The sequence below is a fragment of the Enterobacter sp. DNB-S2 genome, from assembly GCF_019443845.1.
GTDB lineage: Bacteria > Pseudomonadota > Gammaproteobacteria > Enterobacterales > Enterobacteriaceae > Enterobacter > Enterobacter asburiae_B.
Window position 1 is genome coordinate 2,879,077 of record NZ_CP050520.1, and the last position, 26,814, is coordinate 2,905,890.

General features: G+C 57.0%; 26 protein-coding genes. 18 read left to right on the forward strand and 8 right to left on the reverse strand.

Features of this window, described 5'->3' with window-relative positions:
• Positions 1–285: 285 nt before the first annotated feature.
• Positions 286–1,941: a glucan biosynthesis protein D gene (locus HB664_RS13720; RefSeq protein WP_033145508.1), complete on the forward strand. Its 1,656-nt coding sequence runs from the start codon at positions 286–288 to the stop codon at positions 1,939–1,941.
• A gap of 45 nt (positions 1,942–1,986) precedes the next feature.
• Positions 1,987–2,535 (forward strand): 50S ribosomal protein L7/L12-serine acetyltransferase, encoded by a 549-nt coding sequence (rimL, locus tag HB664_RS13725; protein ID WP_219939625.1) that lies wholly within the window; start codon positions 1,987–1,989, stop codon positions 2,533–2,535.
• Here rimL and ydcK read toward each other — a convergent pair.
• Positions 2,530–3,510 (reverse strand): YdcK family protein, encoded by a 981-nt coding sequence (gene ydcK, locus HB664_RS13730; RefSeq protein ID WP_214538395.1) that lies wholly within the window; start codon positions 3,508–3,510, stop codon positions 2,530–2,532. The two genes, rimL and ydcK, sit on opposite strands and share 6 nt — an antisense overlap.
• A 132-nt stretch (positions 3,511–3,642) precedes the next feature.
• Between ydcK and tehB the strand changes: the two genes are divergently transcribed.
• Complete coding sequence (gene tehB, locus HB664_RS13735; RefSeq protein ID WP_219940828.1) at positions 3,643–4,239, forward strand: tellurite resistance methyltransferase TehB; 597 nt, start codon at positions 3,643–3,645, stop codon at positions 4,237–4,239.
• Here tehB and pepT read toward each other — a convergent pair.
• Positions 4,236–5,465 (reverse strand): peptidase T, encoded by a 1,230-nt coding sequence (pepT, locus tag HB664_RS13740; RefSeq protein WP_219939626.1) that lies wholly within the window; start codon positions 5,463–5,465, stop codon positions 4,236–4,238. The two genes, tehB and pepT, sit on opposite strands and share 4 nt — an antisense overlap.
• Positions 5,466–5,576: 111 nt before the next feature.
• Between pepT and HB664_RS13745 the strand changes: the two genes are divergently transcribed.
• Positions 5,577–7,172, forward strand: a complete 1,596-nt coding sequence (locus tag HB664_RS13745) for an ABC transporter substrate-binding protein (RefSeq protein ID WP_219940829.1) — start codon at positions 5,577–5,579, stop codon at positions 7,170–7,172.
• 135 nt (positions 7,173–7,307) lie between these two features.
• Positions 7,308–7,982: a DUF3313 domain-containing protein gene (locus HB664_RS13750; protein WP_033145514.1), complete on the forward strand. Its 675-nt coding sequence runs from the start codon at positions 7,308–7,310 to the stop codon at positions 7,980–7,982.
• A gap of 35 nt (positions 7,983–8,017) precedes the next feature.
• Here HB664_RS13750 and HB664_RS13755 read toward each other — a convergent pair whose 3' ends face one another.
• Positions 8,018–8,914 (reverse strand): DMT family transporter, encoded by an 897-nt coding sequence (locus tag HB664_RS13755; RefSeq protein WP_219939627.1) that lies wholly within the window; start codon positions 8,912–8,914, stop codon positions 8,018–8,020.
• A gap of 173 nt (positions 8,915–9,087) precedes the next feature.
• Here HB664_RS13755 and HB664_RS13760 point away from each other — a divergent pair, with 173 nt between their 5' ends.
• Complete coding sequence (locus HB664_RS13760) at positions 9,088–9,960, forward strand: helix-turn-helix transcriptional regulator (protein WP_032657103.1); 873 nt, start codon at positions 9,088–9,090, stop codon at positions 9,958–9,960.
• On the opposite strand, the gene HB664_RS13765 is transcribed toward HB664_RS13760, so the two are convergent.
• The gene (locus HB664_RS13765; protein WP_219939628.1) at positions 9,940–11,106 is read right to left on the reverse strand and encodes a benzoate/H(+) symporter BenE family transporter; all 1,167 of its coding nucleotides are present in this window, start codon (positions 11,104–11,106) and stop codon (positions 9,940–9,942) included. The two genes, HB664_RS13760 and HB664_RS13765, sit on opposite strands and share 21 nt — an antisense overlap.
• 92 nt (positions 11,107–11,198) lie before the next feature.
• On the opposite strand from HB664_RS13765, the gene HB664_RS13770 reads away from it, so the two are divergent.
• Both HB664_RS13770 and HB664_RS13775 read left to right on the forward strand, forming a co-directional pair.
• On the forward strand, positions 11,199–11,726 hold the full coding sequence (locus tag HB664_RS13770; RefSeq protein WP_219939629.1) for a helix-turn-helix domain-containing protein: 528 nt from the start codon (positions 11,199–11,201) through the stop codon (positions 11,724–11,726).
• Between the two features lie 80 nt (positions 11,727–11,806).
• Positions 11,807–13,771: a U32 family peptidase gene (locus HB664_RS13775; RefSeq protein WP_219939630.1), complete on the forward strand. Its 1,965-nt coding sequence runs from the start codon at positions 11,807–11,809 to the stop codon at positions 13,769–13,771.
• Here HB664_RS13775 and HB664_RS13780 read toward each other — a convergent pair whose 3' ends face one another.
• Positions 13,772–14,002 carry a DUF2554 family protein gene (locus HB664_RS13780; protein WP_033145520.1) on the reverse strand — a complete coding sequence of 77 codons (231 nt, stop codon included), beginning with the start codon at positions 14,000–14,002 and terminating at the stop codon, positions 13,772–13,774.
• 245 nt (positions 14,003–14,247) lie between these two features.
• Between HB664_RS13780 and HB664_RS13785 the strand changes: the two genes are divergently transcribed.
• Positions 14,248–14,610, forward strand: coding sequence for a hypothetical protein (locus HB664_RS13785; RefSeq protein ID WP_033145521.1), 363 nt, complete (start codon positions 14,248–14,250; stop codon positions 14,608–14,610).
• Positions 14,611–14,774: 164 nt separating this feature from the next.
• On the opposite strand, the gene HB664_RS13790 is transcribed toward HB664_RS13785, so the two are convergent.
• Positions 14,775–15,311, reverse strand: coding sequence for a dihydrofolate reductase family protein (locus HB664_RS13790; protein WP_219939631.1), 537 nt, complete (start codon positions 15,309–15,311; stop codon positions 14,775–14,777).
• Positions 15,312–15,351: 40 nt separating this feature from the next.
• Entirely contained in the window at positions 15,352–16,359 is a 1,008-nt protein-coding gene (gene ftrA / locus HB664_RS13795) for a transcriptional regulator FtrA (RefSeq protein ID WP_219939632.1), read from the reverse strand.
• 73 nt (positions 16,360–16,432) lie between these two features.
• Here ftrA and HB664_RS13800 point away from each other — a divergent pair, with 73 nt between their 5' ends.
• The 8 genes from HB664_RS13800 to zinT all read left to right on the forward strand — a co-directional run bounded on the left by HB664_RS13800 (position 16,433) and on the right by zinT (position 24,450).
• Positions 16,433–16,846, forward strand: coding sequence for a rhodanese-like domain-containing protein (locus tag HB664_RS13800; RefSeq protein WP_047060853.1), 414 nt, complete (start codon positions 16,433–16,435; stop codon positions 16,844–16,846).
• Between the two features lie 157 nt (positions 16,847–17,003).
• Positions 17,004–18,107, forward strand: a complete 1,104-nt coding sequence (locus tag HB664_RS13805) for a cobalamin-independent methionine synthase II family protein (RefSeq protein ID WP_219939633.1) — start codon at positions 17,004–17,006, stop codon at positions 18,105–18,107.
• A 202-nt stretch (positions 18,108–18,309) separates the two neighbouring features.
• Positions 18,310–19,581 carry an urea ABC transporter substrate-binding protein gene (gene urtA, locus HB664_RS13810; RefSeq protein WP_033145526.1) on the forward strand — a complete coding sequence of 424 codons (1,272 nt, stop codon included), beginning with the start codon at positions 18,310–18,312 and terminating at the stop codon, positions 19,579–19,581.
• A gap of 22 nt (positions 19,582–19,603) precedes the next feature.
• On the forward strand, positions 19,604–21,178 hold the full coding sequence (urtB, locus tag HB664_RS13815; protein ID WP_096151311.1) for an urea ABC transporter permease subunit UrtB: 1,575 nt from the start codon (positions 19,604–19,606) through the stop codon (positions 21,176–21,178).
• Complete coding sequence (urtC, locus tag HB664_RS13820; protein ID WP_219939634.1) at positions 21,178–22,251, forward strand: urea ABC transporter permease subunit UrtC; 1,074 nt, start codon at positions 21,178–21,180, stop codon at positions 22,249–22,251. The genes urtB and urtC overlap by 1 nt, the downstream gene beginning before the upstream one ends.
• Positions 22,251–23,048, forward strand: coding sequence for an urea ABC transporter ATP-binding protein UrtD (gene urtD / locus HB664_RS13825; protein ID WP_094935483.1), 798 nt, complete (start codon positions 22,251–22,253; stop codon positions 23,046–23,048). Before urtC ends, urtD begins: the two co-directional genes overlap by 1 nt.
• Before the next feature lie 9 nt (positions 23,049–23,057).
• Complete coding sequence (urtE, locus tag HB664_RS13830) at positions 23,058–23,756, forward strand: urea ABC transporter ATP-binding subunit UrtE (RefSeq protein ID WP_219940830.1); 699 nt, start codon at positions 23,058–23,060, stop codon at positions 23,754–23,756.
• A gap of 52 nt (positions 23,757–23,808) precedes the next feature.
• Positions 23,809–24,450 carry a metal-binding protein ZinT gene (zinT, locus tag HB664_RS13835; protein ID WP_087822860.1) on the forward strand — a complete coding sequence of 214 codons (642 nt, stop codon included), beginning with the start codon at positions 23,809–23,811 and terminating at the stop codon, positions 24,448–24,450.
• 46 nt (positions 24,451–24,496) lie between these two features.
• Here zinT and ydeE read toward each other — a convergent pair whose 3' ends face one another.
• Positions 24,497–25,690: an efflux MFS transporter YdeE gene (gene ydeE / locus HB664_RS13840; protein ID WP_047060864.1), complete on the reverse strand. Its 1,194-nt coding sequence runs from the start codon at positions 25,688–25,690 to the stop codon at positions 24,497–24,499.
• A gap of 193 nt (positions 25,691–25,883) precedes the next feature.
• Here ydeE and eamA point away from each other — a divergent pair, with 193 nt between their 5' ends.
• Complete coding sequence (eamA, locus tag HB664_RS13845; RefSeq protein WP_167819203.1) at positions 25,884–26,789, forward strand: O-acetylserine/cysteine exporter; 906 nt, start codon at positions 25,884–25,886, stop codon at positions 26,787–26,789.
• Positions 26,790–26,814: the final 25 nt, after the last annotated feature.

Below are 26,814 nucleotides of genomic sequence, written 5' to 3' on the forward strand. Positions count from 1 at the left end.
CTGCGTTGGCTACGTCTGTTCACCCCAGTCACTTACTTAAGTAAGCTCCTGGGGATTCTCAGACTTGCCGCCTTGATCCAGCATGAATGATTTTGTGTATTTACTGTTTTTTACACCACTTTCGGGCCGTTCTGGTCGACAGAAAATATTTCTCACTTTGTTCATATAATCACCGGCCAACAATTGGATTCTTAACCATTTTTGTTTAGGCTGTGCGTTCTTTCTTGCCGTCATTTCGCCGAGCGCGAAACACATTCACACGACCATAAGGACGTTTTTCCAGGCATGAATCGCAGACGTTTTCTAAAAGGCTCGCTGGCAGTGGCAGCCCTGAGCGGCACATCTGGCCTTGCTTCCCTGTTTTCCAAAGCGGCATACGCTGCCGACTCTGACATTGCTGACGGCCAGAGCCGTCGTTTCGACTTCTCCGTACTGCAATCCATGGCGCATGACCTGGCGAAAACCCCGTGGGGTGGCGCGCCGCGTCCGCTGCCGGACACGCTGGCAACCATGACGCCGCAGGCGTACAACGCCATCCGCTACGATGAAAAACAGTCACTGTGGAACAACATTGAAGGGCGTCAGCTGGACGTGCAGTTCTTCCATATGGGGATGGGGTTCCGTCGCCGCGTGCGGATGTTCTCGCTGGACCAGTCGACCTCTATGGCGCGCGAGATCCACTTCCGTCCGGAGCTGTTCAGCTACGGCGAAACGGGTGTGGATACCAAACAGCTGGAAGGGCAAAGCGATCTCGGCTTTGCGGGCTTCCGCGCCTTTAAGGCGCCTGAGCTGGCGCGTCGCGATATCGTCTCTTTCCTGGGCGCGAGCTATTTCCGCGCGGTAGATGACACCTACCAGTACGGCCTTTCCGCGCGCGGTCTGGCGGTAGACACCTTTACCGACACGCCGGAAGAGTTCCCGGACTTTACCGCCTTCTGGTTTGAAACCGTCAAGCCCGGCGACACGACTTTTACCGTCTACACGCTGCTGGACAGCCCGAGCATCACCGGTGCCTATAAATTCGTGATCCACTGCGAGAAGAGCCAGGTGATTATGGAGGTGGAAAACCATCTCTATGCGCGGAAGGACATCAAGCAGCTCGGCATCGCGCCGATGACCAGCATGTTCAGCTGCGGCAATAACGAACGCCGCATGTGTGACACCATTCACCCGCAAATTCATGACTCCGACCGCCTGGCAATGTGGCGCGGCAACGGGGAGTGGATCTGTCGTCCGCTGAACAACCCGCAGAAGCTGCAGTTTAACGCCTATATGGACAAAAACCCGAAAGGGTTCGGCCTGCTGCAGCTCGACCGCGATTTCTCGCACTATCAGGACGTGATGGGCTGGTATAACAAACGCCCGAGCCTGTGGGTTGAACCGCGTAACGACTGGGGTAAAGGCGCGGTTGGCCTGATGGAGATCCCGACCACCGGCGAAACGCTGGATAACGTGGTCTGCTTCTGGCAGCCGGAAAAAGCGGTGAAGGCGGGCGACGAGCTGGACTTTAAATATCGTCTGTACTGGAGCGCCATGCCGCCGGTGCGTTCTCCGCTGGCCAACGTCTTCGCCACCCGTACCGGTATGGGCGGCTTCCCGGAAGGCTGGGCACCGGGCGAAAATTACCCGAAAGTGTGGGCCCGTCGCTTTGCCATCGACTTCGTCGGTGGCGACCTCAAGGCCGCTGCGCCAAAAGGCATCGAGCCGGTGATTACGCTCTCCAGCGGTGAAGCGAAGCAGGTTGAGATCCTCTACGTTGAGCCGTTTGACGGCTATCGCATCCTGTTTGACTGGTACCCAACCTCGGATTCGACGGAGCCGGTGGATATGCGCCTGTTCCTGCGCTGCCAGGGCGATGCCATCAGTGAAACCTGGCTGTACCAGTATTTCCCGCCGGCGCCGGATAAACGTAACTACGTTGACGACCGGATAATGCGTTAACGATCGATTCCCTCTCCCTTTGGGAGAGGGTTAGGGTGAGGGGCAATGACCGCAGCAAAATCCGAAATTATCCCGGTATCTGGCGCTCTCGAGCTTCGCGCCGTTGAAGAGCGCTATGCCGCCGAACTGCACAATCTCGTCGTCAAAAACAAAACCTTTTTGCAAACCGCTTTTGACTGGGCGCAGCACGTGGGCAGCGAAGAGGATACCCGCCGCAACGTGCAAAGTAACCAGATGCTGCACCAGCGCGGCTACGCCAAAATGTTTTTGATATTTAAGAGTGATGAACTGGTCGGCGTGCTGTCGTTTAACACGATTGAACCAGCCAACAAAGCCGGGTACATCGGCTACTGGCTGGATGAAAGCCATCAGGGGCAGGGCATTCTCTCCCGGTCACTGCAGGCGTTTATGCGCTACTACGTCGAACGCGGGGAGATCCGCCGTTTTGTGATCAAGTGTCGGGTGGCGAATCAGCACAGCAACAGCGTTGCCGTGCGTAACGGTTTTACGCTGGAAGGATGCCTGCGGGAAGCGGAATACCTGAACGGTCGCTTTGACGATGTGAATATCTACGGGAAGATCTACGCCCTATAACGCTCCCAGCAGCGGGGTGCGGGTGATGCGCTGGTCGCCGTTAATCACCTTTTCGCCGCGCAGGTGAATGCTCTCCCCGGCAAAGGCTTCAATGACCGCATCATCTGTGATTTCAACCCGGTGCTCAATGAGCACATCCCCGCTGATCCTCGCGCGTCCCTGGATCACCACCTTATCGTCCAGCATGATCGGCCCGCCGCGCAGCCATGCCTGACCGCCAATCAGAACGTGGTGCTTGATGACGCAGTTTCCTTCCACCACGGCATTCTCCGCAATCTGAGAGCTGTAGCGCACCGTCGGAATGGCATCCTCGTCATAACCGGCAATCACGCGGGCGTTGCCATAGACCTTTGCGCAGTCGCAGACCCAGACGTTATTTAAGTCGTTACCTTCGAGGATGGCGTTGTCGAATACTTCGGCGCGGTGCTCAACAAAGGCAAAATTAACCATCGCCTCGCCGTAGATTTGCGCCTGGTGCACAATGCGCGACTGGCTGACGGTCGCCTTATCGTAGATTTGCAGGATCTGGTCATGGTCCGGCGTCAGACCTTTGGCGGCGATGATAACGCTGTTGTGTAGAACGCGGGCATCGCCGTAGAGATGGCATTCGCCCCGCACGCAAGAGTGCTGAATGGTGACGTTGTCACTTATTCGCGCCCCGTGGCTGACCTCCGCGCCGTCCAGCCAGCAGCTGCCGCTGATATGCGCATCGTGGCTAACGATGCACGGCAGGGTAAGGCGCGCGTTGCCGGACACGACGGCACCGGCGAACACCACGCTGTTTTCGTCGTAGATCCAACAGTCCCCGTCCTGCGCGAGGGCGCGCTCATCGTCAACCCAGCCGCCTTTCGTGCCGGCCGTCACGTCGTTAAAATCCACTGTCGCGATAATCTGCCGCAGCGTGACGGAGCGGGTATTGTCGCCGTTTTTCCATTGCCAGAGGCGGGTTTCGTCGCTAAGGCGATATTTGTTCATCTTTAGGTCTCTGATAAGCGTCTTAACTAAACGTAGCAAATTTTTCGGTTTTCGAGCGGCTGGCAACCAGACGGTAAACGCCTTAAAATGGCATTCAGGATGCACTTTAAACTTATGCAGGCTCAGGAAAAAATAATGACCGTTGATGAGAATTACTTCACAGAGAAATATGGCTTAACCCGCACCCATTCAGAGGTGCTGTTCAGTGCGGCACAGATTAAACCGGGCAAAACGCTGGATCTGGGCTGCGGCAACGGCCGCAACAGCCTTTATCTGGCGGCCAACGGTTACGAGGTGACCGCATGGGACAAGAACCCGATGAGCATCGAGAATATCGAGCGCATTAAGTCGGAAGAAGGGATCGATAACCTCCACACGGCGATTAAAGATCTCAACAACCTGAGTTTTGACGGCGAGTACGATTTCATTCTCTCCACCGTGGTGCTGATGTTCCTAGAGTCAAAAACCATCCCGGGACTTATCGCCAACATGCAGCGCTGCACCAAACCCGGCGGCTACAACCTGATTGTTGCCGCGATGGACACGGCGGATTACCCGTGCACCGTCGGCTTCCCGTTTGCGTTCAAAAGCGGTGAGCTGAGCAACTACTACGAAGGCTGGGAGTTGCTCAAATACAACGAAGACGTTGGCGAACTGCACCGCACCGACGAAAACGGCAACCGCATCAAGCTGCGCTTTGCCACGATGCTGGCGCGCAAGCCCGCTTAGCGGGCAGCAAGCAGGCAGATCTGCAGGGCGGTGTTGTAAGACGCCCCGAACGACGACAGCGGCAGGAATTCAAACTTCGAGTGGAAGTTATGCGCGCCGGTGAAGAAGTTCGGCGTGAGCAGCCCTTTTGCCGAGAGCGCCGCGCCGTCAGTACCGCCGCGCATGGGCGTCGGCTTCGGCGTGATGCCGAGCGATTCCATTGCCTCGAACATCAGATCGATGGCGCGCCTGTCTTCACCAATCGCATTGCTGATATTGCTGTAGGTATCTTCAATGCGATAGTCCACCCTGGCCGTTGGATGTTGGGCGGCAATCAGCGCGGCAACGTCGGCAATCTGCTGCTTGCGGGCAGCAAAGTTGTCCTTGTCAAAGTCGCGGATATTGGCCTTAAGAATGGCCTCGTTCTGGCCGGCCTGAATGCCGTTAAACCAGATATAGCCCTCACGCCCCTCGGTGCACTCCGGCGTTTGCTGGCGGTCAAAATGGTTGATGTAGTCAGTCGCCATCAGCAGGGGATTCACCAGCACGCCTTTGGCGGACATCGGGTGCGCCGTTACGCCGGTAAAGCGGATCTCAGCGGCTGCCGCATTAAAGTTCTCGTAGACAATTTCCCCCAGCTCGCAGCAGTCGATGGTCCAGGCGAAGTCGACGTCAAAGCGCTTAAGGTCCAGCGCTTTTGCACCGTTCAGGCCGATCTCTTCGTCAGGCACAAACGCCACGACGATATCCCCGTGCTGATGTTCCGCCGTCAGGTTTTCCAGCACCGTCATGACCACCGTGACCGCCGATTTATTATCCGCGCCCAATACGCTGGTTCCGTCGCTGAAAATAATCTCCTCATTCGGATACGCCAGAATTTCAGGATGCTCGTTAACCCGCAGCCAGATGTCTTTCTCTTTATTCAGACAGAGATCTTCACCGGTAAAGGTTAATATTTGTGGATGAATATCCGGTGATAATCCCACGTCCACGGTATCAATATGGGTAATAAAGCCGATGCGCGGCGCACCGGGCACGTTGCCTTTTTTTACCGCCGTTACCGTGGCGAATTCATCAATAACAATGTCGTCTAACCCCAGCTGTGCCAGCTCCTGCGCCAGCTCCCGCGCCATGTCGTGCTGGCCCGGCGTTGAGGGCAGGGTTTTGACTTTGGGATCGCTCTGGCTGGTGATCGCGAGATAGCGGAAAAAACGGTGCGTTAATTGTCTGGAAAGCGGCGAACCCATAGTGATTTATTCCTTATTTATTTTTCAGGTGTTTGCCACATCACTTTAATGTTATTTATGAAATGGCAAAAGAATTAATTAGCCGTCGAATTAAAAAGACAGGAATAAATGATGAAAAGCAAACTCACAACTATAACGCTGGCGCTTGCTGTACTCACGGTCAGTTCCACCGTCGCCGCGAAAACGCTGGTGTATTGCTCCGAGGGATCGCCGGAAAACTTTAATCCTCAGCTATACACCTCGGGAACCAGCGTGGACGCCAGCGCCGTGCCGGTCTATAACCGGCTGGTTGATTTCAAACCCGGCACCACGGAGCTGGTGCCAAGCCTGGCGGAGCGCTGGGAGGTGAGCGACGACGGCAAGGTTTACACCTTCCATCTGCGTAAGGGCGTCAAGTTCCAGAGCAATAAATCCTTCACGCCGACCCGCGACTTTAACGCCGACGACGTGATTTTCTCGTTTATGCGCCAGAAAGACGTGAATCATCCGTATCACAACGTCTCTAACGGCAGCTATTCCAACTTCGAAAGTCTGGAGTTCGGCAGCCTGATTACCGGCATTGATAAAGTTGATGACCACACCGTGCGCTTTACCCTGGCGCACCCGGAAGCGCCGTTTGTCGCCGATCTGGCATGGTATTTTGCTTCGATCCTGTCCGCGGAATATGCCGACGCGATGCTCAAAGCGGGCACGCCGGAGAAGGTGGATATGGAGCCTATAGGCACCGGGCCGTTTAAGCTGACGCAGTATCAGAAGGATTCGCGGATCCTGTTTACGGCGTTCGCCGACTACTGGCAGGGGAAATCGAAGCTGGATCGGCTGGTGTTTAGCATCACGCCGGATGCCTCCGTGCGGTTTGCTAAAATTGAGAAGAACGAATGTCAGGTGATGCCGTTCCCGAACCCGGCGGACCTGCCGCGCATGAAGGCGAACAAAGACATCAACCTGATGAGCAAAGCCGGACTGAATACCGGCTTTCTGGCGTTCAATACCCAAAAGCCGCCGCTGGATAACGTAAAAGTCCGTCAGGCGCTGGCGATGGCCATCAATAAGCCGGCCATTATTGATGCGGTTTTCCACGGCACCGGCACTGCGGCGAAGAACCTGCTGCCGCCGGGCGTCTGGAGCGCAGACAGCGAGCTTAAGGATTACGATTACGATCCTGAAAAGGCGAAAGCGCTGCTGAAAGAGGCCGGTTTTGCCAACGGCGTGAGCGTCGACCTGTGGGCGATGCCGGTGCAGCGTCCGTACAATCCGAATGCGAAACGCATGGCGGAGATGATTCAGGCCGACTGGGCGAAAATCGGCGTACAGACCAAAATCGTCACCTACGAGTGGGGCGAATATCTGAAACGCGTGAAGGGCGGAGAGCATCAGGCCGCGCTGATGGGCTGGACGACCGCAACGGGCGATCCCGACAATTTTTTTGGTCCGCTATTTACCTGTACCTCGGCAAACGGTGGCTCAAATTCGGCGAAATGGTGCTATAAGCCCTTCGATAAAATTATTGCGGAAGCAAAATCAACCACCGATCGCGATAAACGCGTGGCGTTGTATAAAGAGGCTCAGCAAATGATGCATGATCAAATGCCGGCGGTGATGATTGCGCATTCAACCATTTTCGAACCGGTGCGCAAGGAGGTGACGGGCTATGAAATTGACCCGTTTGGCAAACATCTGTTCTGGCAACTGGATATAAATCAGTAATTTTTCACTGCCCGGCACGCTTGCGGGCAGTCTTTTCGCAATTTGTGCTCTCCGCATCATTTTTTGTCACAACAAACCCGCCGGTCTTTTGCTATAACTTCAAATGCATACTTGCAGATAACATGGAAAACTATCATGCGTACTCAAACTTTTTTTAAAGTTGCAGTGCTTACTGGTCTGTTGGCGTTGGCGGGCTGTTCTTCAAAAGTCGCGGCTCCCGAACAATATTCTGGCTTTTTAAAAGACTATTCAGGCTTGCAGCAGACGACGTCTGCGACGGGTAAACCAACGCTGCGTTGGGTTGATCCTTCTTATAACGAAGCTAATTACGACAGTATTCTCTGGACGCCGATTACTTATTATCCTGCGCCTAAACCGACCACTCAAATTGGTCAAAAAACGCTTGATGAGCTGTTGAATTACACCAATAACAAAATGAAAACCGCTATTGGTACCCGTAAGCCAGTTGTGACCACGCCGGGTAAACACAGCCTGATTTTCCGCGGTGCAATTACCGGGGTGAGTTCGCAGAAAGAAGGTCTGCAGTTCTATGAAGTGGTGCCGGTCGCGCTGGTGGTAGCAGGTACGCAGATGGCAACCGGGCATCGCACCATGGATACGCATCTCTTCTTTGAAGGCGAACTGATCGATGCGGCCACCAACAAACCGGTCATGAAGGTGGTGCGTAAAGGCGAAGGTAAAGATCTGAACAACGAAAGTACGCCGATGACCTTTGCGACGCTGAAGCAGGTAGTTGATGACATGGCGACGGACGCCACCATGTTTGATGTGAAAAAGACCGCGAAATAAAATAAAACGGCCTGCGTAATGCAGGCCTTTTTTATTTACGCCGTTCGTAAGCGCCTGAACCAGGTTTCTAGTTTGGTAAACATCACCATATTTCCCCCCAGAATCAGCAATAACCCCACGATACCATTGATATGCCAGACGTAGCCTTCATACACCGTGGAGATGGACAGCGCCACCAGCGGGAAGAGCAGCGTACTGTAGGCCGCTTTGCCCGGACCGATACGTCCCACCAGCGTGAAGTAGGCGCCAAAGGCAATCACCGAACCAAACACGGCCAGATAGAGCAGCGCGCCAATGTAGCTGATGGTCCACTCTGGCGCGAAGCTGTCGCCTCTGAACAGGGCAATGCAGCCCATTACCAGAGTGCCGTAGAGCATCGCCCAAGCGTTGGTGGTCATGGTTTCAAGGCCTTTTCGCTGGTGACGCATGCTGATCATGTTGCCCAGCGAGAAGCCGTAGGTGCCGAGCGCGGAGAGACCAATCCCGGTCAGGAGCGACGCGCTCCAGCCGCTGGCCAGCAGATCGTCCCAGAAGAGGGTGACGATCCCAGTCAGGCCCAGTGCCGCCGCCGTCCAGAAACGCGCGGGCGGGCGCTGCCCGAAGAAAATAAAGCTGTTAATGGCGTTATAGAGTACGGCCATGGAGAAGATCACCGATTCCAGCCCGGTGTTGATGTGCGAGGCTGCGGCGTAAAAACACCAGAAGTTAAAGCAGAAAACGCAGCATCCCTGGAGCATACAAAAGAGGTGATCCCGCAGCGCCAGCTTGCGCAGGCGGCGCAGGGCGATTAACACCACCATCATCGTGAGGCTGGCGACGGCGAAACGCCAGAAAATAGAGACGGGCGCCGCTACGGGACCCTGCTGCAGGAAAATCGCAATCCAGGTGGTTCCCCAGATGACCACCACCAGTCCGTATAATAATGCGTTCATATTTTTCTCTTCTCAAACCACGGAAGCCCGCAGTATGCCGCTGAGATCGGTCAGGGGCTTTCACCGGCTTGCGGTCGACTTGCAAAATCTTGCGCTTTTTTCTTTCCCGGGGGCTGGCAACGGGAGACAACTCTTCTTAGACTGATATTCCAGTCAATCACGCGCTTACGGTCATGTCTCACGCTTACGATACCTTTGAAACGCTTTGCCAACAGAATGCGGTCCTGCGGGAAACCGTCTCGCTGAATTCGGGCATTCAGCTGGCAGCGTGGTACAACAAGCACGATACGATAACGGTAAAAAGTAACCACCATACCCTGAGCCTGTACGTGGCGGACGGCTACGAAAGCTACCAAAAAACGCCGGGCGGCTGGAAGAACGGCGGGGGGCCGGACCGTTTCTGCTTGATGCCAAAAGAGAGCGAATCGACGTGGGATATCCGTGATGACCTGTCGTTTGTGCATCTCTACTGCACCGATGAACACCTGCGCGATGTGGGGGAAAAGATCTGGGACAAGCGCCCGCTTTCGCTGACGCTCGACGAGCGCATTTTTGGTAGCGATCCGAAAATCACCGCGCTGTATCGCCAGTTTTTGCTCGGCTGCGACTGGCAGCAGCACGCTAACCAGCTCACCCTGAGCACGGCCTCTACGCTGCTCCTGACCCATCTGCTGCAAAACTACTCTAACGTTCAGTGGAAGCTGCCGGTCGTCACCGGCGGGCTATCGCCATTCGTACTGCGTAACGTGCTGGCCTTTATCGAAGAGAACCTGGGCCAGCCTCTGACGCTGGCTGAACTGGCGGCGCAGGCCGCCCTCAGCGAATACCATTTTGCCCGCATGTTCCGCCAGTCGACGGGGCTGGCGCCGCATCAGTACGTGATGCAGAGGCGAATGGAAAAAGCGAAGGCCCTTGTGCAGAACACGGCGACGCCGCTAACGGACATCGCCCTTGCCTGCGGGTTTAACTCCGCCAGCCACTTCAGCAACCGCTTTCGCAGCGCGACGGGCATGACGCCTTCGCAGCTACGCGCGGCGAGCGCGTGAAAACAGGGCATAGCACACGCCGCCCAGCACCAGCCCCCAGAATGCCGAACCGATGCCGAGGATCGTGACGCCGCTCGCGGTCATCAGGAACGTGACGATGGCCGCGTCGCGCTCCGCCTCGTGGCTCAGTGCCTGATATAAACTCCCGCTGATGGTGCCCAGCAGCGCCAGACCGGCGAGCGTCTGGATCCAGCTGAGCGGCAGAGCGGCCATCAGCCCGGTAATCGAGCCGCCGAAAATCCCCGCCAGCAGATAAAATCCTCCGGCTGCGGTGGCCGCCAGCCAGCGTTTACCGGCATCCGGATGCGCATCCGGGCTTTGACAAATGGCGGCAGTAATGGCCGCGATACAGATAGAAAAGACGCCAAAAGGGGAAAACAGCAGCGCCAGCGCTCCCGTAAAGATGATAAGCGGCGAGACCGCCAGCGGGTAACCGGAGGCTTTCATCGTGGCGAACCCCGGCGCGTTTTGTGAGGCCATGGTTACCAGGAAGAAGGGCACGCCAATACTCACCAGGCTGGTGAAGGTGAACGTGGGGGCGATAAATTCAGGCATCACAAGCGAGAGCGTGAGCTTATCTGTGACAACGTCACCGCCCGCCCATGCCACGATACCGCCGACCAGCAGCGTGACCACGATGGCGTAGCGCGGTGCCAGCGCTTTTGCGATCAGCCACGCCGCAATCATGCTGCCGCACAGCAGAAAGTGCCCCTCAAGATGCGCAAACGCGTGCAGGCCAAACTGCAGCAACACGCCTGCCAGCATGGCGGCAGCAAGCGAATGGGGGATCAGCCTCATCAGACGGGCGAAGAGCCCGGTGATGCCGCAAAGTAAAATGAGCGCGTTAGCAAAGATGAACACGCCGATCGTTTCCGGCAGCGTTACGCCGTGCAGGCTGGTGGCGAGCAGCGCCGCGCCGGGCGTTGACCAGGCGGTCAGCACCGGCGCTTTGTACCACCAGGAAAGCGCCAGCGTGCTGACCCCCATCCCAATCCCCAGCGAGGTCATCCAGCCTGCGATCTGCTGTGCGCTGGCACCAGCCGCCGCGGCGGCCTGCCAGATGATGGCGGCCGAGCTGGCGTAACCGACCAGCACGGCGACAAAACCAGCCAGGGCGACTGGAACAAGGTGAGAGGAAGGGCGCATGAAAACTCCGTTGTGCGTTATAACGTCCGATATAAGGTAACACTGTGCGCTATAGCGTACAAGTGGTATGCTGATCGCCATCAGGAGGGACTATGGACATCACACTACACCTTGCAACAACGCTGAAAACGCTGCGCCAGACGCGCGGCTGGAGTTTATCGAAGCTCGCGGACGAGACCGGCGTGTCAAAAGCGATGCTGGGGCAAATCGAGCGCAATGAATCCAGCCCGACGGTGTCGACGCTGTGGAAAATAGCCACCGGGCTGAACGTGCCGTTTTCCGCGTTCATCACGCCAGAGGCGGACCGGCAGGCGGTGTTTGACCCGCAGCAGCAGGCGATGGTGGTCAAACCGCTTTTTCCGTGGGACGAGACGCTCGGGTTTGATTATTTCTCCATCACGCTGGCACCCGGCGCGCTGAGTGAATCTACGCCGCATGAGGCCGGGGTGATTGAACATGTGGTGGTGGTCAGCGGCGAGCTGGAGATGATGATTGACGACACGTGGCAGACGATTTCTGCCGATTCGGGCGTCCGTTTCGCCGGCGATAAACCGCACGCCTACCGCAACAGCAGCGACCGGACGGTGCATTTTCACTCCCTGATTCATTATCCCCGCTGACGCTACGCAAAACTGTTTCGCTGACGCATACTTCTGACTACAATAGCCGCCATTTTGACCATAACGGATAACGACGAAGTATGCGCCTGCAATCCTATCATCTTGAACTTTTAAGCCCGGCCCGCGACGCCGCCATTGCCCGTGAAGCGATCCTTCATGGTGCTGATGCCGTCTACATTGGCGGCCCGGGCTTCGGTGCCCGCCATAACGCCAGCAACAGCCTGAGCGATATTGCAGAACTGGTGCCGTTCGCCCACCGTTTCGGGGCGAAAGTGTTCGTGACCCTGAACACCATTCTTCATGATGATGAGCTGGAGCCTGCGCAACGTCTGATTACCGATCTCTACCAGGCCGGCATTGATGCCCTGATCGTCCAGGATATGGGCGTGCTTGAGCTGGATATTCCGCCCATTGAACTGCATGCCAGTACCCAGTGCGATATCCGCACGGTCGAGAAGGCGAAGTTTCTCTCCGACGTCGGCTTTTCGCAGATCGTTCTGGCGCGCGAGCTGAACCTGAATCAGATCCGCGATATTCACCAGGCGACAGACGCGACGATCGAATTCTTTATCCACGGCGCGCTGTGCGTGGCTTACTCCGGTCAGTGCAATATTTCCCACGCGCAGACGGGCCGCAGCGCCAACCGCGGCGACTGTTCTCAGGCCTGCCGCCTGCCGTATACCCTGAAAGACGATCGGGGCCGCGTCGTGGCGTTCGAAAAACACCTGCTCTCCATGAAGGATAACGATCAGACGGCCAACCTGGGCGCGCTGATCGACGCGGGCGTGCGTTCCTTCAAGATTGAAGGGCGCTACAAAGATATGAGCTACGTGAAGAACATCACCGCGCACTATCGCCAGATGCTGGACGCCATCATCGAAGATCGCGGCGACCTGGCGCGCGCGTCGGCCGGGCGCACCGAGCATTTCTTTATTCCGTCGACGGACAAAACGTTCCACCGCGGCAGCACGGACTATTTTGTGAATGCCCGTAAAGGGGATATCGGCGCGTTTGACTCACCGAAGTTTATCGGTTTACCGGTGGGCGAAGTGCTGAAAGTGGCGAAGGATCACCTTGATGTTGAAGTGACGGAACCGCTGGCGAACGGAGATGGCCTTAACGTGATGATTAAGCGTGAGGTCGTAGGCTTCCGTGCCAATACGGTCGAGAAAACCGGCGAGAACCGCTACCGCGTCTGGCCGAATGAAATGCCCGCCGATCTCTACAAGGCGCGGCCGAACGCGGCGCTTAACCGTAATCTCGATCATAACTGGCAGCAGGCGCTGCTGAAAACCTCCAGCGAACGCCGTATCGCCGTGGATATTGAGCTGGGCGGCTGGGAAGAGCAGCTGATTCTGACCATGACTTGTGAAGATGGCATCAGCGTGACGCATACGCTCGATGGTCATTTCGAGGTGGCAAACAATGCCGAAAAAGCGCTTAATAGCCTTAAGGATGGCGTGGCGAAGCTGGGCCAGACGATCTACTACGCGCGCGCGATCGACGTGGCGCTGCCGGACGCGCTGTTCGTGCCAAACAGCCTGCTTAACCAGTTCCGCCGTGAAACGGCAGAGATGCTGGATGCCGCGCGCCTGGCGCAGTATCCGCGCGGAAGCCGTAAAGCGGAAACCGTACCTGCGCCAGTCTACCCGGACACCCATTTATCCTTCCTCGCCAACGTCTACAACCATAAAGCGCGTGAATTCTATCATCGCCACGGCGTGCAGCTGATCGACGCAGCCTATGAAGCGCATGAAGAGAAGGGCGATGTGCCGGTGATGATCACCAAGCACTGCCTGCGCTTTGCGTTTAACCTGTGTCCTAAGCAGGCGAAAGGGAACATTAAGAGCTGGAAGGCCACCCCCATGCAGCTGGTAAACGGCGATGAGGTTCTGACCCTCAAGTTCGACTGCCGTCCTTGCGAAATGCATGTGATTGGTAAGATGAAAAACCACATCTTCAAAATGCCGCAGCCCGGCAGTATCGTGGCGTCCGTCAGTCCGGACGATCTGATGAAAACGCTGCCGAAACGCAAGGGCAGCTAATTACCGAACGTGCGTGTCCGGTTTGCGCGACTTCTGCCACAGGTGGTGCTCGCGCAAACCCTCCGCCGACTCTTCCGCAGCGCTTCGCAACTCATCGCTGTCGGCTTCATGACGAAGCTGATGCGCCACATTCTTGACCAATAAATATTCGTGTCCTTTGTGCCCGGCCATAAGCTGGCCGGAAAACAGCGCACAGATAAGCATGACGAAAGATAACCCTTTTTTAATCATGGATTCACCGCTGAAAAAGAATGCGGGATAATCATGTCGATTATTTTTTAGGGTTATTATTCAAAAATTAAAATTAGCGAAAAGAAAATGTCAAATAATGTGGGTTCGGAATTACGGCTAAGATATTTCCTAAAAAAACCATGACGCTTTGTAAAGTATCATTTCTGGACCTCAATTAGATATTTGCATTAAGGATAAACCTTATATAATAGTTAGTCTCTGGCTAAGGAACAGGTCATTTCTAAATGAAAAAAATAATAGCGCTTGCGCTTCTGGCGGTTGCTGTTGTGGCCGCTGCAGGGATTCGTTATGCAGGTAATGACGAACCAGAATATATTCGTTCTGCGGAAATTCGCGTGGGTTCCTATTTAACCAGCGATTATGGTGGCGTTGCCTGCTCCAGCAAAAAAATAAACGATCGGCGCTGGGAATTAGATTGTACTCATCAGGCAAGAGGAAAAACATTCCAGTTTGCGGTGTATCCCTCTGAAAAAGCACCTTATGGTGTCGCCCGTTCCTTTTATCTTGAAGCCCTTAATGACGACGCAAAACAGAGCGCTGAGCAGGGGCTTATGCGTTATTTGCAGATCAATACCCATGCAGGTTAATAAGGTTGTTTAGCGTTCGTTAAGACAACAGGTGTTAGGTTGTAAGGGATCCGCAGCCCGGCCACGGAGTGTCGGGACGTAGAGACCAAAACACAAATCTATCCATGCAAGCATTTACCGCCAGTTATTGGCGGTTTTTTTTTGCGCAGGCCGTCGCGATGGTTTTATGGCATCAGCCGATAATGTGACTGCACCAGACCCGAAGGGAAACTGCGGCTTGATACAAGCGTTAAATCGATATCCTGAGGAAGGGTTCCGAACAGCGGTTTTCCCGCTCCGAGCAGGACAGGAACGGTCGTGATCACCATATCGGCCACCAGCCCTTCGCGCAGGAATGACTGGATCACCTGTCCGCCATCGAGATAGACCCGATGAACGTTCTGCGCAGCGAGATCGTCCAGCACCTCCTTTGGCATGCGGCAAGAGAACTGCACTTTTCCCTTCAGCGCCTCCGGCACGGGCGTACCGGCCAGCTGTCGGGAGAGCACCAGCACGGGCCGTTCATAAGGCCATGCGTCAAAGGTCAGTACTTTCTCATAGCTACCCCGGCCCATCACGATCCACTCTTTGTCCGCGATGAACGCCTCATAGCCATGATCTTCTGTGGGATCGTCGCGCTGCAGCAGCCAGTCGATATCGTCATTCTGTCGGGCGATGTAGCCATCAAGACTAACCGCGATAAAAACGTGTGTAGTGACCATCAGGTGCTCCGTGTGCCAGTGTAGCCATAAAAATAACGCCTCAGCGGGCAGTACCCGGACGTGAAAATTGTTTGCGATACTGAGCCGGGGAAAGCGCGAACTGCTGGCGAAAATGATGACGCAGTGTCGACGCCTGACCAAACCCGGTCTGTTCAGCGATGCTGTCGATGCTCAACCGGCTGCTTTCCAGATAATCTTTTGCTCTCAGCAGGCGTTCATTGATTAACCAGCGTGCGGGCGTCGTCCCCGTTGCCGCCTCGAAGCGACGAAGGAAGGTGCGCTGGCTCATTCCGACCCGACGCGCCAGGGAGTCGACGCTGTGCGCCTCGATAAGATGCGTGTGCAGAAAATCAAACAGCTGGCCGAGACGCTGGCTTTCCCGCAGCTGGGCTACCGGGCGGCTCAGCTGTTGTGGCTGTGAACCATCCCGGTGAGGGGGAATGACCAGCCGACGCGCCACGCTGTTGGCGGTTTCCATGCCATAATCCCGCCGCACAACGTGCAGACAGAGATCGATTCCCGCCGCGCTGCCGGCGGACGTCAGAATATCGCCTTCGTCCTGGTAGAGCACATCCTCAACCACGTCGATGTCAGGGTAGCGGGCTTTAAGCGCGTCGATGTAGCGCCAGTGGGTTGAGGCTTTGCGGCCGTTCAGCAGCCCCGTAGCGGCCAGCACAAACACCCCCGAACAGATGGAGAGCAGCCGGCATCCTCGCGCGCTGGCCTGGCGTAGTGCCTCGCAGAGCGCGTCCGGAACCGGTGACTCCAGCCCCCGCCAGCCGGGAACCACAATCAGGTCCGCAGACGCAAGCAGGCTTAAATCACCATCGGTAACGATGCGGATCCCGCCAGTTGCCCGAAGTTCACCGCTGTCCACGCTCGCCACCGCAAAACGATACCATTCATCGCCAAGCTCGGGACGCGGCAGGCCGAAGATCTCCACCGCTACGCCAAACTCAAAGGTACACAGACCGTCATACGCCAGCACGACCACCTGCGGGCGGGCAATTTGTCTTAAGTTTGTCATCTTTTTGCTGTTTTCTGGCATAAGCGAACGCATTCACGGGCTGAATTTGTGGATAGAGTAGTGTTAACACAAACGCCAAAGATGAGGAAGGATCATGAGCTATGTTACTGAATTTCCGGCTGCCGAGCCGCAGGAAGCCGTTACCCATTTTCTGCGCCGCCTGAGCGTTGAAACCGACTGTGCCGATGTGCACCACGCCATCGCCAATAATGAGCAGGACTTCGTGCTGCTGCACGTGGTGGGCAGCCCGGAGCAGTTTGCCCGCCGTCACGTGCCTGGCGCACTGCACCTGCCGCGGAGCCAGATGACCGCCGAGCGCATGGCCCAATGGCCTGAAGGCACGCTGTTCGTCGTTTACTGCGCAGGGCCGCACTGTAACGGCGCGGACAGAGCCGCGCTGAAGCTGGCGCGCCTCGGGCTGCCGGTCAAAATCATGCTCGGGGGGATCACCGGCTGGGAGGATGAAAAGTTCGCCTTTGCCAGCAGCGAAACCGCCGTCGCGCTGTGAAGATGAATTTTTTTCAACACCCGTGAAATTTTCTCGTTTGCCGGAACAGGACAGGTATGACATCTTTTTTTGGACATTTAGACATCCAGAAGTCTAAAGCTTCAAATGATAAATTATCACTGCTGGCAATTATCGCCGGCAGACTGAGGAGATTTCCATGCAACGACAGCACGCCCCGTACCGCGCCGATGTAGTCGGCAGTTTTTTACGCCCGGATGCCATCAAAGAGGCTCGCCTGAAGTTCGCCAGCGGCGAAATTGACGCCGGACAGCTTCGCGCGGTAGAGGATGATGCCATTCGCCACGTCGTTGAGCAGCAGTGTGCGTGCGGCCTGCATGTGGTCACCGACGGTGAATTCCGCCGTGCCTGGTGGCACTTCGACTTCTTTGACGGTCTGCAGGGCGTTGAGCGTTACGATTCACAGCAGGGGATCCAGTTCAACGGGGTACAAACCAAAGCCCACGGCGTGCGCGTCACCGGCAAGCTGGGCTTTGGCGCCCATCCGATGCTCGAAGATTTCCGCTACCTGAAAAGCATCAGCGGCAATGCTCAGCCAAAGATGACCATTCCCAGCCCGAGCGTGCTCCATTTCCGCGGCGGCCGTAAAGACATCGATGCGACGGTCTACCCGGATCTGAATGACTATTTCGACGATCTGGCGACCACCTGGCGCGACGCCATCCGCGCATTTTACGACGCGGGCTGCCGTTACCTGCAGCTGGACGATACCGTCTGGGCCTATCTCTGTTCGGACGATCAGCGCCGTCAGATCCGCGAGCGCGGTGACGATGCCGATGAGCTGGCACGCATCTATGCCCGCGTTCTGAACAAGGCTCTGGAAGGCAAGCCGGACGATCTGACCATCGGGCTGCACGTCTGCCGCGGTAACTTCCGTTCAACCTGGATTTCCGAAGGCGGCTATGAGCCGGTGGCGGAAGTGCTGTTCGGGACGGTCAACGTTGACGCGTTCTTCCTGGAATACGACAACGACCGCAGCGGGGATTTCGCGCCATTGCGCTTCATTCGCCCGGGCAAGCAGCAGGTGGTGCTTGGCCTGATCACCACGAAAAACGGCGAGCTGGAGAACCCGGAGGGGATTAAAGCCCGTCTGGAAGAGGCGGCGAAATACGTGGCAAAAGAGCAAATTTGCCTCAGCCCGCAGTGCGGCTTTGCCTCTACCGAAGAGGGCAACAGCCTGAGTGAATCCCAGCAGTGGGACAAAGTCCGTCTGGTCACGCAGATCGCCAGCGAAGTCTGGTAAAGCCTCTTCCACAGCGCTGCATTATAAAAGTGCATCGCTGTGCCATTCTGAGACGTTCTCTTTACATCCTGCGTTCCCCTTCCTGAAATAGCGCTTCCTCCATTCTGGCATCCTTTTTGCTCCTGCTTCGCTGACACATTTTTTTCCGCGTCCACGCCGTAACGGACGTTTTCGCACAGCGTTCTTTTTCAGGAGTGAAAATATGCAGCGTCGTACCTTATTAAAAGCCTTTGCGTTATCCGCTTCCGTCGTGACGATGGGAATGAGTTTTGGCGTGCAGGCGGCCGATACCATCAAAGTGGGGATCATGCATTCTCTTTCCGGCACCATGGCCATCTCCGAAACGCCGCTGAAAGACGTCGCGCTGATGACCATCGACGAGATCAACGCGAAAGGCGGCGTACTGGGTAAAAAACTGGAGCCGGTGGTGGTGGATCCCGCCTCAAACTGGCCGCTGTTTGCCGAGAAGGCGCGCCAGCTGTTAAGTCAGGATAAAGTGGCGGTGGTATTCGGCTGCTGGACGTCGGTATCGCGCAAATCCGTGCTGCCGGTCTTCGAGGAGCTGAACGGTCTGCTGTTTTATCCGGTGCAGTATGAAGGCGAAGAGATGTCGCCAAACGTCTTCTATACCGGCGCCGCGCCGAACCAGCAGGCCATCCCGGCGGTGGAATACCTGATGAGCGAAGACGGCGGCGCGGCGAAGCGCTTCTTCCTGCTGGGCACGGACTATGTTTACCCGCGCACCACCAACAAGATCCTGCGCGCGTTCCTGCATTCGAAAGGGGTGGAGGATAAGGACATCGAGGAGGTTTATACCCCGTTCGGTCATAGCGACTACCAGACCATTGTCGCTAACATCAAGAAATTCTCCGCGGGCGGCAAAACCGCCGTGGTGTCGACCATTAACGGCGATTCCAACGTACCGTTCTACAAAGAGCTGGCTAACCAGGGGCTGAAGGCGACCGACGTGCCGGTGGTGGCGTTCTCCGTGGGAGAAGAAGAGCTGCGCGGGATCGACACCAAACCGCTGGTCGGCAACCTCGCGGCGTGGAACTACTTTGAATCCGTGGATAACCCGACCAACCAGGCCTTCGTGGCGGATTACAAAGCCTATGCGAAGGCGCACAAGCTGCCGAACGCCGATACCGTGGTGACCAACGACCCGATGGAAGCGACCTACGTGGGGATCCATATGTGGGCACAGGCGGTGGAAAAAGCAGGCACAACCGACGTGGATAAAGTGCGTGCGGCGATGGCCGGCCAGTCCTTTAAGGCGCCGTCAGGCTTTACGCTCACCATGGATGCCACCAACCACCATCTGCATAAGCCGGTCATGATCGGTGAAATCGAAGGCAACGGTCAGTTCAACGTGGTGTGGCAGACGGAACAGCCGGTACGCGCCCAGCCGTGGAGCCCGTTCATCGCCGGTAACGATAAAAAGCCCGACCAGCCGATGAAAACCGCCAGCAACTAAGCCATCACCAGGGAGAAACGTCATGAACGCCATGCGCATGTTCATCGCTCTTGTATGGCTTTCCGGACTGCTGCCAGGGATGGCGCAGGCATCGGATGCCGATCGTTTTGTTGCCGCCAGCCGCAGCCAGCAGGCGGAGTTGCTGACGCAGTGGGCCGCCGCGCCGGACGCCGCGAGGCTGCCGCTGCTGCAGGCACTGCAAAAAGAAAACCTGTATACCGACAGTCAAAAGCACGCCTTTGCGCAGCGCAACGGTCAAATGGTTTCGCTCGGTGACGCTAAGTCGACCGAAGGGGCAGCCAAAGCCGTTCGTCTGACCAACCGGCTGCGCGTGCTGGCCGCCACGGCCATCGCTACGCATCAGCTGGTGAGTGACAGTGTCACAGAAAGGCGGGCGGCGGCCCGTCAGCTTCAGCGGGATGCCCAGCCTGGAATGCTCGCTTTTCTGGAAAAGCGGGTAAACGATGAAACGGACGCGGTGGCACGTCAGGCGCTTTTACTGGCGGTAGCGAATCTCCAGCTAGCCAGCCCGCAGGCAGAGGTGCGCCGCAAGGCCGTCGAGTTATTAGGGCAGTCCGACGATCCTGACGTGGAGTCCAGACTTACCCCGTTTACCCAGGCACAGACAGAGCCGGATGCCGGGGTGCGCGCCGCCGCGCAGGAGAGCCTGAGCCAGATCCAGCATCGACTGATGTGGGGCGATCTGCTGGGCCAGGCGTTTATGGGGCTCTCTCTGGGGTCGGTGCTGCTGCTGGCGGCGCTGGGGCTTGCCATCACCTACGGCCTGCTGGGCGTCATCAATATGGCGCACGGTGAGATGCTGATGCTGGGAGCGTATGCCACCTGGATGGTGCAGCAGGCAATGGCCGGGCTTGCGCCCCAGTGGCTGGCGCTCTATCCCGTTATCGCGCTTCCAGTCGCGTTCTGCCTGACGGCGGGCATCGGGATGGTGCTGGAGCGCACCGTGATCCGCCATCTGTACGGTCGCCCACTGGAAACGCTGCTGGCAACGTGGGGGATTAGCCTGATGCTCATCCAGCTGGTGCGCATGACGTTTGGCGCCCAGAACCTGGAGGTGGCCAACCCGGCATGGCTGTCCGGCGGGGTGCAGGTTTTTGCCAACCTGACGCTGCCGTGGAACCGCATCGTGGTGCTGGGCTTCGTGCTGCTGGTGCTGTTCTTTACCTGGCTCATTCTGAATAAAACCCGTCTGGGGCTCAACGTGCGTGCGGTGACGCAGAACCGCAGCATGGCCGCCTGCTGCGGGGTACCGACAGGCCGTGTCGATATGCTGGCGTTTGGGCTTGGCTCAGGAATTGCGGGGTTAGGCGGCGTGGCGCTATCGCAGCTCGGTAACGTCGGGCCGGAGCTGGGTCAGGGCTACATCATCGACTCTTTCCTCGTGGTCGTTCTCGGTGGCGTAGGCCAGCTGGCAGGCAGCGTGGCCGCGGCGTTTGGTCTGGGTATTTTCAATAAAATTCTTGAACCGCAGATGGGGGCGGTGCTGGGTAAGATCGTGATTCTGGTGGCGATCGTGCTGTTTATTCAGAAACGCCCTCAGGGGCTGTTTGCGCTGAAAGGGAGGGTGATTGACTGATGAGCCAGCCGCTGACCTTAACGCTGGCGCGCAAAGCGCCGCGCACAACGCAACTTGCAGGCGGCCTGCTGGTGGTGTGTCTGCTGATATTACCATTTTTCGCCTTACTGCCTGCGACGCATCCGCTGGCGCTGTCGACCTGGATGCTGACGCTGATTGGCAAGATCCTCTGCTATGCCATCGTTGCGGTGGCGCTGGATCTGGTGTGGGGCTACGCCGGGATGCTCTCTCTTGGGCACGGCATCTTCTTCGCCCTGGGCGGCTACGCGATGGGCATGTACCTGATGCGCCAGGCTGCGGGTGACGGTCTTCCCGCGTTTATGTCGTTTCTCTCCTGGAGCGAGCTGCCGTGGTTCTGGTGGGGAACCCAGCATTTTGCCTGGGCGCTGGTGCTGATTGTGATGGTACCGGGCCTGCTGGCGCTGGTGTTCGGCTGGTTCGCCTTCCGTTCAAAGATCAAGGGGGTCTACTTCTCGATTATGACCCAGGCGCTGACCTATGCCGGGATGCTGCTGTTCTTTCGCAACGAAACCGGTTTTGGCGGCAATAACGGCTTTACCGGCTTCACCACGCTGCTCGGGTTTTCGGTAACGGAAACGACCACCCGCATCGCGCTGTTTCTGGCGACCCTGCTGTTGCTGCTTCTGGCGTTGGGCACCGGATTTGCGCTGGCGAAGAGCAAGTTTGGCCGCATCCTGACCGCCGTTCGCGACGCCGAAAACCGCCTGACGTTTTGCGGCTACGATCCGCGCGGGTTCAAGCTGCTGGTATGGACGCTCTCCGCCGTGCTGTGCGGCCTGGCGGGGGCGCTGTACGTCCCGCAGGTGGGCATTATCAACCCCGGTGAAATGTCGCCGACGAACTCAATAGAAGCGGCAATCTGGGTGGCGCTGGGCGGGCGCGGCACGCTGGTCGGTCCGGTGATTGGCGCGGCGCTGGTGAACGGGGCGAAGAGCTTCTTCACCGTCGCGATGCCGGAATACTGGCAGCTGTTCCTGGGGCTGATTTTCATCGCCGTCACGCTGTTTTTACCGCGCGGCGTCTACGGTCTGTTTCGAAAGGGAGAGAAATAATGCAGCCAGCCGAAGGGTTATTCACCCGCCAGTTGCCCGGCGATCGTTACCGTGAACAGACCGACCCGGTGCTGCAGCTTGAGGCCATTAACGTCAATTTTGACGGCTTTCAGGCCCTGACCGATCTGTCGCTGAATATCGGCGTGGGCGAGCTGCGCTGCGTGATTGGCCCTAACGGCGCCGGTAAAACCACGCTGATGGACGTTATCACAGGTAAAACTCGGCCAAAGAGCGGGAGGGCGATTTACGATCAGTCCATCGACCTGACCACGCTGGAGCCTGCGGCCATTGCCCGCCAGGGGATCGGGCGTAAATTCCAGAAACCCACGGTTTTTGAAGCGCTGACGGTGTGGGAAAACCTGGAGATCGCCATGAAAACCGATAAATCCGTCTGGGCGAGCCTGCGGGCAAAACTCAACGGTGAACAGCGCGACCGCATCGATGAGATGCTGGTTTTGCTGCGCCTTAGCAGCGAGCGCGACCGCCGCGCCGGGCTGCTTTCGCACGGGCAAAAACAGTTTCTGGAAATCGGTATGCTTCTGGTGCAGGACCCGCACCTGCTGCTGCTGGATGAACCGGCCGCCGGGATGACCGACGCGGAAACCGAATACACCGCCGAGCTGTTCAAAACGCTGGCGGGTAAGCACTCCCTGATGGTGGTGGAGCACGATATGGGCTTCGTTGAGACTATCGCCGACCACGTCACGGTGTTGCATCAGGGCCGCGTGCTGGCGGAAGGTTCGCTTCGCGAGGTGCAGGCTAACGAGCAGGTGATTGAGGTCTATCTGGGGCGCTAAGGAGCGATGATGTTACAGGTTAACGAACTGAATCAGTATTACCGCGGCAGCCATATCCTGCGCGGCGTGAGCTTTGAGGCCGTCACCGGAGAAGTCACCTGCCTGCTGGGGCGCAACGGCGTCGGGAAAACCACGCTGCTGAAGTGTCTGATGGGGCTGATCCCGGCGAAAACCGGGGAGGTCATCTGGCAGGGTAAAAAAATCACCCACAGCAAGCCGCACCAGCGGGTGCACTCTGGCGTGGCGTACGTCCCGCAGGGCCGCGAGATTTTCCCGCGCCTGACCGTGGAAGAGAATCTTCTGCTCGGGCTGTCGCGTTTTTACGCCCGCGAGGCGAAGCAGGTTCCGGATGAGATCTGGCAGCTGTTCCCGGTGCTTAAAGAGATGAAGCACCGCCGCGGGGGCGATCTCTCCGGCGGACAGCAGCAGCAGCTGGCGATTGGTCGCGCGCTGGCGAGCCGTCCGCAGCTGTTGATTCTGGATGAGCCGACCGAAGGCATACAGCCATCGGTGATTAAAGAGATTGGACAGGTGATCCGCACCCTGGCGAACCGAGGCGACATGGCGATCCTGCTGGTCGAACAGTTTTACGACTTTGCCGCCGAGCTGGCCGACAGCTATCTGCTGATGTCGCGCGGCACCATTATCCAGCGCGGCCGGGGTGAAAACATGGAGCAGGAGGGCGTTCGCGGATTGGTTGCGATTTGAAATGTTATAATATAACATCCGCATTCTTATAAAACGGAATGAGGGTGTTATGTTGGCTGCACATTTTGGGAAATTTGCCATGACTCTGGGGGCGCTGCTGGTCAGCGGCCAGCTGTTTGCTCACTCGCACGGCCATCAGATGACCGAAGCGGAACAGAGGGCGGCGAACGGCGTGTTTGAGGATAAGGACGTGAAGGACAGAGCGCTGTCTGACTGGGACGGGACCTGGCAGTCGGTCTATCCGTTCCTGATGGACGGCTCGCTGGATCCGGTTTTTAAACAGAAAGCGCAGAAAGACAAAAGCAAAACCTTTGACGAGGTGAAAGCATACTACCGCAAGGGCTATGCGACGGACGTGGATGCTATCGGCATCGAAAACAACGTGATGGAATTTCATAAGGGCAAAGCGGTCAGCCGCTGTCAGTATGATTACAGCGGCTACAAAATACTGACCTACGCATCGGGCAAAAAAGGCGTTCGCTACCTGTTTGAGTGTAAGGATGCCGGCAGCAAGGCACCGAAGTTTGTTCAGTTCAGCGACCACACCATCGCCCCGAAGGCCTCTTCGCACTTCCACATTTTCATGGGCAACACCTCCCACGAGGCGCTGCTGAAAGAGATGGATAACTGGCCGACCTATTATCCGAATGAGATGTACAAAGAGCAGGTGGTAGAGGAAATGCTGCACCACTGATGCTTTATTGCCGGGTGGCGGCTACGCCTCACCCGGCCTGGAAGCGCTACGCCACGTTGGGCGTTTCACACCACGCCTTCACGCTCATCCCACGCAAAATCATCAGCCACGCAATAACGATGGCGACCATCATGATGACAAATAGCGACCAGTGCGGCAGGTTGGTCAGGATAATACCGGTGATCATCGGGTTTGCCGCCGCGCCGAGCCAGCCCAGCGCCTGCGCGGAAAAATAGCTCGCCTTCATCCCGGGCGGGGCAATGTTGTCGATCAGCATGTATTCGCCCGGTGCATAGATAATCTCACCCAGGGTAAAAATGGCGGCAGCGATGCCCCAGTAGACCAGGTTTTCCCCGGAGAGCATAAAGCCACCCAGTCCCACGATAAAAAACAGGGTGGCGAGGGTCATCAGCGGGCGAATATTGCTGGCCGAGATCTTGCGGCCCAGCGCATATTGCAGCGTCACCACCACGGCGGCGTTGACGGGCAATACCACGGCGACCACCTTTTCGGCGAAATTACTGTCTGCATGCGCGGCCAGAACGTATTGCGAAATACAGGTCGCGAACGATCCGCCGACGTATGACGCCAGCAGGCCAGAGAGCGTGTACCAGAACAGCGCGCGGTCTTTCAGCAATACCGACGGCTGCCAGGGCATCTTCTCCTCGGCGGTATCCAGCGCAACGCTTTTCTGCACGAAGAAATGGATGAATCCGAGCGGCAGCGCCGCGCAGAAGGCCGCCAGCCAGAACGGCAGCTGCAGGCTGTACATCACCAGCAGGGTGCCAATCGGCGGCCCGATCGTCCAGCCAATGTTCAGAAAGCTATAGTTAAGCGAGAAAACGCGCGCTTTCTGGCTTGCGGTGAGCACGTCGGAGAACCAGGCCTTCAGCACCGTCGAAAAGACGGAATAGGCGCAGTTGATCAGCGCAAAGAACAGCACCACCAGCGTGACGTTATCGACCAGCGGGATCGCGACAAACCCCGCGATAAAGGCCACGATCGCAATCAGCATGTAGCGCTTTTTATCAAACTTATCGGCCAGAATGCCAAATCCCAGGCTGAACACCACGCCGATAGTCAGCGCAATCGTCAGGGCATAACCAATATTCTCGACGCTCATGCTGTAGACGCGCGTGAGATAAATGGTCATGAACGGCAGCGTTGCCCCCCGACCGATGGTTAATAACAATGACGACGCCAGCAGCGCTGCGGTTGAGCGCCTGAGAGATGGTTTCATATTCCTGCCCGACAGTTGCTTATGCTTTTTATGTTGTGTCCTAAAAGGAGTATCACGACATAAGGGGCTTGTATAGCGCCCAATTTATCCGTAAGTGCTTAGCCTGACTGCCAGAATTAATGATCTTCTCGCCGCGCACTTTTTTCTGTTACCTTGAACTGTTAACAAATAATTAATAATTCAGGGGCAGGGTATGACGCGTAAAGACGGGCTGCTGGCGTTGCTGGTGGTCGTAGTATGGGGGCTCAATTTTGTGGTCATCAAGCTGGGGTTGCACAACATGCCGCCGCTGATGCTGGCCGGTTTGCGTTTTCTGCTGGTCGCATTCCCGGCCATCTTCTTTGTGGCGCGTCCAAAGATCCCCTTTAAACTGCTGCTGGGCTACGGTCTGACCATCAGCTTTGGCCAGTTCGCGTTTCTCTTCTGCGCCATCAAGTTCGGGATGCCGGCCGGTCTGGCCTCGCTGGTGCTGCAGGCGCAGGCGTTCTTTACCATTATTCTCGGCGCCTTCGTGTTTGGCGAACGTTTACAGGGAAAACAGCTGGCGGGCATTACGCTGGCGGTGTTTGGCGTGCTGGTGCTTATTGAAGCCAGCCTGAACGGCCAGGATGTGGCGCTGCTCGGCTTTATGCTGACGCTGGCGGCGGGGCTGAGCTGGGCCTGCGGGAATATCTTCAACAAGCTGATTATGCAGCACGAGGCGCGCCCGGCGGTGATGTCCCTGGTTGTCTGGAGCGCGCTGATCCCGATAATCCCGTTTCTGGCGGCGTCGTTTATTCTGGATGGTCCGGATGTAATGCTGAACAGTCTGGTCGAGATCGATCTGACCACAATCCTTTCTCTTGTCTATCTGGCCTTTGTCGCCACCATTGTGGGCTACGGGATTTGGGGATCGCTGCTGGGGCGTTATGAAACCTGGCGCGTGGCGCCGTTATCCCTGCTGGTGCCGGTAGTGGGGCTTGCCAGTGCGGCACTCTTGCTGGATGAAACGCTGAGCGCGCTACAGCTGTTTGGCGCCGTGCTGATCATGGCCGGGCTGTACATTAACGTGTTTGGTCTGCGGGTTCGTCGGGCGACGCGGGTAAGCGAAAAGGCATAAAAAAAGCCCCGCGTCTGCGGGGCAA